Raw genomic sequence first — 12,081 nt, forward strand, 5'->3', positions numbered from 1 at the left:
TTTAAAACTTATTGATGATGATTCGATTTACAATATTTGCGTTTGGCTTAATTCTTAGTTTCGCCGGAAATTCTTCCGCACAAAGATTGATTAAATTGCCCGAAGCCATTCCTCCGGTTCCGCATGTTTACAACACGAAACCATGGGAAGATCCCCGGATTACAGAGATAAACAGAGATTTAGCTCGTGCAACGTCCTATTCTTTTGAAACTGCATCGGAAGCAGTGGTTGGTGATCGGGAGCAAACTTCCCGTTACCTCAATTTAAATGGGGAGTGGGATTTCAATTTCGCTATAAAACCAGCCGATGCGCCCAGCGATTTTTACAAATCTCGTGTTGAGGGTTGGGATAAAATAGATGTGCCATCGAATTGGGAATTGAAAGGTTACGATGCACCTGTTTACAAAAGTTCGGTTTATCCTTTTCGTCCAGTCAATCCGCCATACGTGCCGAACGATTATAATGCAGTCGGCTCGTATCAACGGACATTTACGGTTCCTGACGATTGGAACGATATGAATGTAACCTTGCACTTTGGCGCTGTCAGTTCGGCCTTCAAAGTATGGGTGAACGGCCAATTTTTGGGTTATGGCGAAGATAGCTTCCTCCCTTCCGAATTCAATATTTCGGCTTATTTAAAAGAAGGTGAAAACAGACTGTCGGTTCAGGTAATTCGATGGAGCGACGGCGCTTATTTGGAGGATCAGGATCATTGGCATGTAAGCGGTATTCAGCGCGAAGTGTTATTGCTGGCCGAACCTAAGTTGCGAATCGCTGATTTTCATTATCAAACCAATCTGGATGAGGATTATAAAGATGCGGTTTTAAGCATCCGTCCGCGTTTGGAAAACCTGACCGGCGACACGGTAGAAGGCTACAAGCTCGAAGCGCAATTATACGATCCTGAAAACAATAAAGTACTTGAGCAACCACTAATAAAATCTGCTGAGGAGATTTTAACAGAAGCCTATCCTCGCTTGGATAATGTGAAGTTTGGGATGCTGGAAACTGAAGTTGAAGATCCACTGAAGTGGAGTGCTGAAGTTCCAAATCTGTATACATTGGTTCTTTCATTAAAAGATAATAATGGCAATTTGCTGGAAGCTAAAAGTTGCAAAGTTGGCTTTCGCGAAATTGAGTTTGCTGAGGATGATAGTAAGTTGCTGATCAACGGAAAGGTCACTTATTTGTATGGAGTCAACCGGCACGATCATGATCCGGTGAAGGGAAAGGCACTTACAAGAGAAGATATTCAAAAAGACATCGAACAAATCAAGCAATTCAACTTTAATTGTGTGCGGACGAGCCATTATCCAAATGATCCGTATTTATATGATTTGTGCGATGAATACGGACTTTATGTAATTGACGAGGCCAATTTTGAAACACACGGTTTGGGTGGAAAATTAGCCAACGATCCGAAATGGCTGAATGCACATATGCAGCGGGTTGTTCGAATGGTTGAGCGAGATAAGAATCACCCAAGCGTCATTTTTTGGAGCCTTGGGAATGAAGCAGGCCGCGGCCCGGCTACAGCTTCGATGGCGGCATGGGCACGCGATTTTGATATTACCCGCCCAATTCATTACGAGCCGGCAATGGGTGATCAGCATGCCGAGGGCTACATCCCGTTTGGTGATCCCAATTATCCGAAAGATCATTCACACCGTATTCAAACACCATTGGATGAACCTTACGTTGACATGATCAGTCGCATGTATCCGGCACTTTACACCGGGCCGCTTTTAATTAATCAGGATAATGGAGACAATCGTCCGATTTTTTGGTGCGAATATTCTCATTCAATGGGGAACTCGACGGGTAATATGAAAGAATTTTGGGATCAAATTCGCTCTCAACCACGAATGATTGGCGGTTGTATCTGGGATTATAAAGATCAGGGATTATTGAAAACAGATTCGTTGGGCAACCAATTTTTTGGTTATGGAGGCGATTTTGGTGCCCGGCTAAACGACAACAATTTTTGCATCAATGGAATTGTTGCTTCCAACGGGCGACCAAAACCGGCCATTTACGAGTGCAAGCACGTTTATCAGCCTGTTGAATGTGAGTTGGTAGACGCTGAAAAGGCATTGGTTAAAGTTACGAATCGGAACTCGGTGAAATCAACTGATGCTTATGATGTTCAGTTGAAAATAAGAGAAGATGGACTCGTTATTAAATCAGTAGATCTACCTACCATTGATCTAGCTCCTGGCAAAGATACGCTGATCGACTTGTCGTCTTATTTACCAAGATTTAAAGCCGGACTGGAATATTTAGCGGATATTCATTTTTCACTCTCACACAAAACAGAATGGGCACAAGCCGGGTTTGAAGTGGCTTCGAACCAATTCGCATTGACTGGCATCCCTCAAACCCAAACCAAGGCGAAGAAGTTTTCCGCCGTTCGGATGAAACAAGACGATCAGTCAATTTCGGTATTTGGAGATGATTTTCAGTTGCTGATTGATAAAGCCAATGGAGCACTCACCTCATACAAATTAAAAGAAGTGGAGCAAATATATCATCCATTGCTTCCTAACTTTAGTCGTCCTTTGACCGATAATGACGAACGAGGATGGAAACCGCAGGAGAAATTGAAAGAATGGTACGAAGCTACCCCAGACCTGAAATCGTTAACTGCCGAGAAAAAATCGGAGGGTATGGTCGCTATTGAAGCCATCTACTCACTTGTTGATGGTAAGGCAACTGTTACCGTGAACTATCAGGTTAATGGCGATGGTGTCGTAAAGGTGAACTACCTGTTGAAGCCACTTGATCGTTTGCCTAATCTCCCAAAGGTGGGCATGCAATGCGGAATTAAAAGAAGCTATGATCAGATTGCCTGGTACGGACGCGGGCTTTACGAAAACTACATCGATCGCCGTCAAGGCTTTCCAGCGGAAATCTATCAGTTGCCTATTGAGCTGTTCATGGAACCTTACGTGATGCCACAGGAAAATGGTAACCGCACCGATGTTCGCTGGATGTATTTATCCGATCGACAATCCAATGGGTTGTTAGTTGTTGCCGATAGTCTGCTAAGCATGAGTGCGTGGCCGTACACCGAACAAAACATCAACGAAGCCAAGCACACGAATGAACTAAAAGATACCGGTTTTATTACCCTCAATATTGATTTGATACAAATGGGCGTGGGAGGAAACGACAGCTGGTCGGATGTTGCGGCACCACTGGCGAAATACCAAATACCTGCTCAGCGATATGCTTACAGTTTTTACTTGTTGCCAACGCAGCTAAAGGCTGAAAAACTCAGTCAAACAGCCCGGAAAATTAAGTTTTGAACTAGCTTTTGAAATCAAATATGCAAAACATACAGCTTCATAAAGTCGTCATCTTTTCAATTCTCGCAATTCTGCTTCAGGGATGTGCAAATTATTCTTCAACGGAGAAACCCATATTGGAGCAGCGAACAGCAGCGGAAAATGCGAAATCACTAGTCTTTTGGCACTGGATACATGGAGCCATTTCGAAAGAAGGAATTACGGCTGACTTAGAAGCTATGAAAAGTGCCGGACTTGGTGGTGCTTATATATTTTCAATTCGCGGAGTTACTGAGCCCCCTTTATTTGAACCTTCGGTAGAGACTTTATCTCCGGAATGGTGGGGAATGATAAAACATGCGATGAGTGAGGCCGATCGTTTGGGTCTGGAATTAGGAATGAACGGAACTGACGGTTTCACCTGTGCCGGTGGTCCATGGATTACACCCGAAATGTCGATGCAGAAAGTCGTTTGGGCTGATACGGTTGTTGATGGTTCGCAAATCTTTAATGACAAGTTGCCTCAACCTGAAATGTATGAAGGCTATTATGAAGATATAGCCACGTTTGCTTATCCGGCTGTTGATGGGGCAGGGATGAGTTCATATAATCTACACCCTGTTGTAACCACCAGTTTAAAAGGGAAAGATCTTCAGTTTTTGGCAGAAAAAAACAATGACAACCAATTTTCAACCGATGAACCATGCTGGATTCAGTTTGCTTTTGATGAGCCGTTTACCTGTCGTTCTGTTGTCATTAATACCGGATGGAATAATTACCAGTCGAATCGTTTGATTATTGAAACGAGCAATGACGGCACTCATTTTAAAAGGCATACCCGCTTGGTACCTCCGCGCGCTGGTTGGTTGGATTTAGATGCTGATGCCACTCAAACGATTGAGCCGGCAACTGCTCGCTATTTTCGCTTTGTTTATGATCCCGATGGTTCTGAACCGGGTGCTGAGGATTTGGATGATGCCAAGTGGAGTCCAACCCTCAGAATTAAAGGACTGGAATTATCTGGAGAAGCTAAAATTCATCAGTTTGAAGGAAAGAATGGAAGCATTTGGCGAATCAGCTCTAAAACGGACGATCGGCTATTACCCGCTTCAGCCTGCATTCCAAAGGATCAACTGATCAATATCAGCGAATCACTACAAGCTGATGGCCGTTTGAATTGGAATGTTCCTGATGGGAAATGGGTGATCCTGCGGATGGGACACACATCAACCGGTCATGAAAACTACGTTGGCGGTGCCGGAAAAGGTTTGGAATGCGATAAGTTTAATCCCGAAGTGGTGAGATTACATTTTGATCACTGGTTTGGTGAAGCTTTCCGACAAATAGGGCCGGAACTCGCGCCAAAAGTATTGAAGAATTTTCTGATCGATAGTTGGGAATGTGGAAGTCAGAATTGGTCTCCGGTTTTTCAGAATGAATTTAAAAAACGCAGAGGTTACGATATTACGACCTGTTTACCTCTCATGGCTGGCGTTGCCATTCAGAGTAGTGGTTTTTCGGAACGGGTTTTGGCTGATGTTCGGAAAACGGTTGCCGAACTGTTTAATGATAATTTTTACAAGGTGCTGGTTGATGAAGTTCATGCAAAAGGATGTTTGTTTGCAGCTGAAAGTGTTGCTCCGGTGGGCGTGACCGATGGAATGTTGCACTTTAAAGAAGTTGATATTCCGATGGGGGAGTTCTGGTTTCGTAGTCCTTCGCACGACAAGCCAAACGATATTTTAGATGCTGTTTCCGGTGCCCATGTTTATGGGAAAAAGATTATTCAGGCCGAAAGTTTTACTGAAATACGACTCGACTGGGATGAGCACCCGGGGATGATGAAAACGACTGTTGATCGGAATTTTGCGGCGGGGATTAATCGGATTGTTCCTCATGTTTATGCGCATAATCCTTGGCTCGATCGAAAGCCCGGAATGACTCTGGATAAGATTGGAACGTACTTTCAACGCGATCAAACCTGGTGGAAACCCGGCCGTGCTTTTTTCACCTACCTAACTAATTGCCAACGCCAGTTGCAAAAAGGAAACCCGGTTGTTGATATTGCCGTGTTTACTGGAGAGGAAGTTCCCAGAAGAGCTTTGTTGCCGGATCGTTTGGTTGATATTTTGCCGGGAATTATGGGTGAGGAACGAGTTGAGATTGAGCAAATCCGTTTAGCAAACGAAGGAACTCCTACATGGGTGCGTCCCCAGGGAGTAACCACACAAGAAAATATGGCGAACCCTGAAGAATGGGTTGATCCGCTGAATGGCTACGCGTATGATTCTTTCAATAAAGACGCTTTATTGAGATTAGCGGAGGTTGAAGATGGCCGGATTGTGTTGCCGGGTGGTGCAAATTACGGAATGCTGGTTATTCCGGGTAATCGTAAAATGGCTCCCCACGGTGGTGAGCAAATGAGTGTTGAGGTAGCACAAAAGTTACTGCAACTAGCCAAGGATGGAGCAACTATTTTGATGATGGATAAGCCAACCCGCACAATTGGGGTGACTTCGGAATCGTCGAACGATGAGGAGTTGAAAACGATAATTGAAGAGCTGTTTCGTGGCGATCGTAAAATGATTTCAGATGCGGACGGGCGCCAATTTGAGATGTGGGAAAAAGGCAAAGGGAGAATTTTACAAGGACCATATCGGGCTTCTTCGTTTGATCTGGTCGGAATTGAGAAGGATTTTCAAGCCTTTGGCCATGCAGATAAAGCCGCAAAAATGATGGCCTGGAACCACCGAACTGAAGGCGATGAGGATATTTATTTCATTGCGAATCAGCTGGACGAAAAAAGAGTGCTGGAATTGTCGTTCCGCATTCAAAATAAAATACCGAATATTTTTAATCCGGTTACTGGAGATACAGTTGACGTTAATAATTGGGTGAATGAAAATGGTCGTACAAAAGTGACCTATAAATTCAATCCAAATGAGTCATTGTTTGTGGTTTTTAAAGGAGGAATATCTTCAGAAAATACGGTAGGTAGTAACAACTGGATTGAACCGGAAACCATTGAAACGATTGATGGTTTTTGGCAGGTGAATTTTGATCCGGCTTTTGGCGGCCCTGAAAAAACAGTCGCATTTTCAAGGTTAACCGATTGGAGTAAAAATCAGGATAACCGGATTCGCTATTATTCAGGCACGGCAACTTATTCCAAGGTTTTTCAATTTGGAGGAAGTATTGATGAGAATTCCAGTTATTGGATTGAATTAGGAGACTTTGCGAACATCGCTGAAGTGAAGTTGAACGGCAAAAATGTTGGAGTAAGCTGGACTCCACCATTTCGTTTGCAGATTGATGATGCATTAAAGCAAGGCGAAAATATTTTGCAAATTGAAGTGACCAACACGTGGGCAAATCGCCTGATTGGTGACCATGATTTGCCCGAAGAGGAACGGGTAAGCTGGACAACTGCTCCCTATCGATTGGAGGGCCGTCCATTGCTGCCGGCCGGCTTGTTTGGACCGGTAAAAATTAGTCAGTCAAAATGGAAAAATACAATATCAAAATTTTCAAAATGAATAAAATTACATGTAAACTCTTACTCCTGTTTTTTGCTTGTGTTGCCATTTTTAGTTCAGTGCAAGCCAAAGTGAAAATGTCCGCTTTATTTGCTGATCACATGGTGTTGCAGCGGCAGTCCGAAGTTGCTATTTGGGGATGGGCTGATGCCCGATCGGAAGTAAGCGTAACGACTCGTGGAACGATAAATCCTATACCGCAAAAGCGGCAAAGGATGGTAAATTTAAGTTGATGGTGGAAACACCCGCAGCGGGAGGACCTTATGAAATTACCGTTAGTGATGGTGAAGCATTAACCATCGAGAATGTTCTGATTGGCGAGGTTTGGTTGTGTTCGGGGCAGTCGAATATGGAAATGCCCATGAAAGGTTTTCGCGGGCAGCCGGTGCTTGGTTCCAATATGGATATTCTGAAATCAAATAACGAGAATATTCGTGTAATCACCGTGCCACGTAGTTCACAAACTGTTGCTCAGGAAAATTTTGAAGCGAAATGGAAAGTGGCCGATGCCGCAGCAATTCGTAATTTTAGTGCTACAGGCTATTATTTCGGACGGCTGCTCAATGAAATGCTGGATGTGCCTGTTGGATTAATTGAAGTGAGCTACGGCGGCTCCTGTGTTCAGGCTTGGATGAGCCCCGAAACATCAGTGGCATTTGAAGGTAACAAAGTGCCTGCGCCCGGAGATACTATTCCGGTTCCCAACCGCACTCCGACCGTACTTTTTAATGGTATGCTGAATCCGGTAATTGGCTATGGAATGAAAGGATGTATTTGGTATCAGGGTGAAACAAACTATCAGGAACCAGATCGTTATGAGGAGCTCTTTCCAACAATGGTAAACGAGTGGCGTGAATTATGGGGAATTGGCGATTTTCCTTTCTATTACGCACAGATCGCTCCTTTCGATTATTCGGTTTTTTATAGTTCCGAAGATGCCAAAGAGAAATACAATTCGGCTTATTTGCGCGATGCCCAGCGAAAAGCATTGGATAAAATTCCCAACAGTGGAATGGCAGTGTTGATGGATGTGGGCGAAGAGACTAGTATTCACCCCATGCATAAACAAGAAGGCGGTGAACGACTTGCTTTATGGGCCTTGGGAGAAACATACGATTTACCCGATTTTAGCTACAAAAGCCCGGCTTATGATGCTTTCGAAGTAAAAGGCAGTCAGGTTGTTGTTTCGTTTAAAGATGTAGCAAATGGGTTGACTACCTTCGGCAAAGAGCTTACTGGTTTTGAAATTGCCGGAGAAAATAAAGTGTTTTATCCCGCCGACGTCTTTTTGCGTACAAAATCGGTGATTGTGTCTTCTCCACGAGTTGAAAATCCGGTTGCTGTGCGCTATGCTTTTAAAGATTTTATTGTAGGAACACTATATGGAACTGATGGATTGCCTGTTTCTTCATTCAGAACCGACGACTGGTGACGGTGAGAAAATGAAAGCGTGAGAAAATGTGAATAATGAAAATTCCATGATTCAATAATCTTATCTTTTCACCGTTATTAAAAAACGATCTGAACTATGAAGACCTACTTTTCAATACTGATAATCACAAGTTGTGTTTTGGCAATGTTAAGCGTGAGTGCTCAGCCAAGTCAATTGAAGCAATACAATGCGGTTTGGAATACACCAAGTGAAAATGCCTCTGAATCGATGCCGTGTGGAGGTGGAGATATTGGGTTGAATGTGTGGTCGGAAGATGGCGATGTGCTGTTTTACCTATCTAAAAGTGGTACGTTTGATGAGAATAATACATTCTTGAAACTTGGCCGGGTCAGATTGAAATTGACCCCCAATCCGTTTGATGGAGGCGTGTTTAAACAAGAACTTCATTTGAAAGATGGCTATGTTTCGTTGAGTGCTAAAAAAGGAGATGTAGCAGCCGACGTGACAATTTGGGTTGATGTCTTTCGGCCTGTTGTTCATGTTGAGGTTAATGCCTCTCAAAAAGTCAACGCACAAGCTCATTACGAAAGTTGGCGGTATCAGAATCGCTTTCTTCGGAAATTGGAGAATTTTCAAAATTCCTACAAATGGGTAAACCCTGAAGGGTTGAAAACCTATGCTGATCAAATCCTCTTTTCAGATGGAGGCGTGCAGTTTATGCATCAGAATAATTCGGAGACTGTTTTTGATGTGACGGTGAAACAGCAAGGAATGGAAGCTGTTAAAGATTCGCTTTATAATCCAATCGCCGGGTTGACTTTTGGCGGATTTATGACTGGCGAGAACATGATTGCTGCGGGGAATGAAAATGGAAGGTATCAGAATACGAATTTCAAATCCTGGGTTTTGGAAAGCAAACGACCGTCAAAGTCGCATGAAATTGAAATTTTTCTGACTACTGCTGATAGTCGCAGCGAATGGCGCTCGAAAATAGATCAATTGCAAAAGGAGGCTCGTGATAACCGGAAGACTGCTTTTGAAAATACAACGGCCTGGTGGCAGCAGTTTTGGGAACGAAGTTTTGTGTTTGTCAATTCAGGTGATGCCGATGAAGCAGATACGGTTTGGCAGGTCGGGCGAAACTATCAGTTGTTTCGTTATATGCTTGGGTGCAATGCTTATGGCAATTATCCCACAAAATTTAATGGCGGACTTTTTACCGTCGATCCTGTTTTTACAGACTCTACACGTGCTTTTACACCCGACTTTCGAAATTGGGGCGGTGGAACTTTTACAGCCCAAAATCAACGACTGGTGTATTTCCCCATGCTTAAGAGTGGCGATTTTGAGCTGATGAAACCGCAGTTCGATTTCTATAAGAGGTTACTGCACAATGCGGCCTTGCGAAGCCAGTTTTATTGGGGACACAATGGCGCTTGTTTTACCGAGCAAATAGAAAATTTTGGCCTGCCAAATGGTAGCGAGTATAACTGGGATCGACCTGAAGATTATCCGAAAGGACGACAATACAATGCCTGGCTGGAATATCAGTACGATACCTCGCTCGAATTTTGTTTTATGATATTGGAGACCGCTCGATATAATGGAAATGACATCTCAGAATATCTGCCTTTGATCAAGAGTTGTCTGACGTTTTTTGACGAGCACTACCAATATTTGGCGATGCAGCGCGGGCGTCAAACACTCGATGGAAGTGGTCATCTGGTACTTTATCCCGGGTCGGCCTGCGAAACGTATAAAATGGCTTATAATTCGACAACCACTGTTGCCGCTTTGAAAATAGTGCTGGAACGTTTGATTGCATTGCCCAATAAATATGATGACCAAATTGATCGTGAAAGATGGAAGGCGATGCTGAATCGGATTCCTCCAATCAGTTTTACGGAGCATGAAGGCCATCAAACTATTGCTCCGGCTAAGTTGTGGGAGCGGGTGAATAATACCGAAGTTCCGCAATTATATCCGGTTTATCCGTGGGGTATGTATGGCGTTGGCAAACCCAATCTGGAAGTTGCCATCAACACGTGGAAATATGATCCTGATGCGATCAAATTCCGCAGTCATGTAGGATGGAAGCAAGACGTGATTTTTGCTGCTCGAATGGGATTGACTGATGACGCGGCAGATTTGTGTGTTGCGAAAATGAAAGATTCCGGCAGGCGATTTCCTGCTTTCTGGGGGCCCGGATTCGATTGGGTTCCCGACCACAATTGGGGCGGATCGGGCATGATTGGTGTTCAGGAAATGCTGATGCAAACCGTGGATGATAAAATCTACTTATTTCCTGCATGGCCCAAAGAATGGGATGTGCATTTCAAACTGCATGCTCCGGATCAAACAACAATAGAAGTCGTTTTGAAAAAGGGAGAAATTGAATCGCTAAAAGTTTTTCCTGAAAGCAGAACTGCAGATGTCGTTAATTGCTACGAAACCAATAAATAACTAATTGAATGAAACTAACGCACAAAGAACGCTTTTTAGCCACGATCAGCTATGGGCCAGTTGATCGTCCGGCATCGTGGCTGGGATTGCCGGTGCCTCAGGCTGAAAACGCATTGACCACACACTTTGAGGTAAAGTCAATTGATGATTTGCGTACAAAGATTGACGATGATGTTTATCCTATTGAAGTGCCATACAATTACGAGCCCTCGAACCATATCGCCTGTGCTTTTAAGTTTGCCAAGGTTGATCATTTGGATTCGCCCGATGAGCGAACTCTGACGGCTCCCGGCTTTTTTGAGGATTATACCGATCCGGCCGATGTCGATAAATTTGATTGGCCTGATCCGGTAAAATACCTTGATCGGGAAGAATCGCTGAGACGGGTGAAGGCTGTTGATCCGGATTACGTGCGAATGGGGGTGATGTGGAGTGCCCATTTCCAGGATGCTTGTTCAGCTTTCGGAATGGAACAGGCGCTGATGACCATGTTAATGGCTCCGGATATGTTTCAGGCTGTGATTGACCGGATTACTGATTTTTACCTTAAAGCCAATGAGATTTTCTACGAAGCCACAAAAGGATATTTGGACGCTGTTTTGATTGGCAATGATTTTGGCAGTCAAACCGGTTTGATGGTCGATCCTGAATTACTACGAACACATGTTTTTCCGGGAACTAAAAAGTTGATTGATCAGGCGAAAAGTTACGGGCTGAAAGTTATTCATCATTCCTGTGGTTCTATTTTTCCAATTATTGATGATTTAATTGAATTGGGAGTCGATGTTATTCACCCCATTCAAGCCTTGGCTGCCGATATGGATGCCGCACATCTGAAAGAGCACTACTACGGAAAAATTGCTTTTTGTGGTGGAGTCGATGCCCAGTACTTGCTTGTTAAAGGAGATGCAAAGTTGGTGGCCGGAAAAGTTGAAGAACTGAAACGCTTATTTCCGACCGGTTTGGTCATCTCGCCAAGTCATGAAGCCATATTACCCGATATTCCACCTGTAAATATTCAAGCCATGTTTAACTCAATCAATAAAACGAAATGAACAGACGCTTTGGACAAATGATTCGGTTAAAACCAGAAGGTTCTGAAGAATATATCCGGCAGCACGCGAATGTGTGGCCGGGAGTGTTGGCAAAAATCAAAGAGTGTAATTTAGAAAACTATTCCATCTTTTTTCGCGATGACTACCTGTTCGCTTATTTCGAATATGCGGGAGATGATTTTGATACCGATATGGCAAAAATGGCCGCTGATGAAGAAACACAGCGTTGGTGGGATGTGGTGAAACCGCTAATGAGCCCTCTGGAAAATCGAAGCCCCGGAGAGTTTTGGAGCGAGATGGAAGAAATATTTCATTTGGATTGAATAAACAACTAACAGACTAAAGAA

Annotated in this window: 7 protein-coding genes; all 7 read left to right on the top strand. The window is 43.7% G+C overall.

The features are described from left to right. Positions 1 to 14: 14 nt before the first annotated feature. The 7 genes from ACTB00_RS02070 to ACTB00_RS02100 all read left to right on the top strand — a co-directional run bounded on the left by ACTB00_RS02070 (position 15) and on the right by ACTB00_RS02100 (position 12,057). Entirely contained in the window at positions 15 to 3,308 is a 3,294-nt protein-coding gene (locus ACTB00_RS02070; RefSeq protein WP_463298291.1) for a glycoside hydrolase family 2 TIM barrel-domain containing protein, read from the top strand. 20 nt (positions 3,309 to 3,328) lie between these two features. Beyond that, the gene (locus tag ACTB00_RS02075) at positions 3,329 to 6,823 is read left to right on the top strand and encodes a glycosyl hydrolase (RefSeq protein WP_463298292.1); all 3,495 of its coding nucleotides are present in this window, start codon (positions 3,329 to 3,331) and stop codon (positions 6,821 to 6,823) included. Beyond that, complete coding sequence (locus ACTB00_RS02080; protein WP_463298293.1) at positions 6,820 to 7,056, top strand: hypothetical protein; 237 nt, start codon at positions 6,820 to 6,822, stop codon at positions 7,054 to 7,056. The genes ACTB00_RS02075 and ACTB00_RS02080 overlap by 4 nt, the downstream gene beginning before the upstream one ends. Further along, positions 7,056 to 8,255 carry a sialate O-acetylesterase gene (locus ACTB00_RS02085; RefSeq protein WP_463298294.1) on the top strand — a complete coding sequence of 400 codons (1,200 nt, stop codon included), beginning with the start codon at positions 7,056 to 7,058 and terminating at the stop codon, positions 8,253 to 8,255. Before ACTB00_RS02080 ends, ACTB00_RS02085 begins: the two co-directional genes overlap by 1 nt. A 96-nt stretch (positions 8,256 to 8,351) precedes the next feature. Beyond that, a complete protein-coding gene (locus ACTB00_RS02090; protein WP_463298295.1) occupies positions 8,352 to 10,679 on the top strand; it encodes a DUF5703 domain-containing protein in 2,328 nt (775 codons plus the stop codon). A gap of 8 nt (positions 10,680 to 10,687) precedes the next feature. Next, positions 10,688 to 11,734 (top strand): uroporphyrinogen decarboxylase family protein, encoded by a 1,047-nt coding sequence (locus ACTB00_RS02095; RefSeq protein ID WP_463298296.1) that lies wholly within the window; start codon positions 10,688 to 10,690, stop codon positions 11,732 to 11,734. Further along, positions 11,731 to 12,057, top strand: coding sequence for an L-rhamnose mutarotase (locus ACTB00_RS02100; RefSeq protein WP_463298297.1), 327 nt, complete (start codon positions 11,731 to 11,733; stop codon positions 12,055 to 12,057). Before ACTB00_RS02095 ends, ACTB00_RS02100 begins: the two co-directional genes overlap by 4 nt. Positions 12,058 to 12,081 lie beyond the last annotated feature (24 nt).

Source organism: Sunxiuqinia sp. (genome assembly GCF_055140945.1).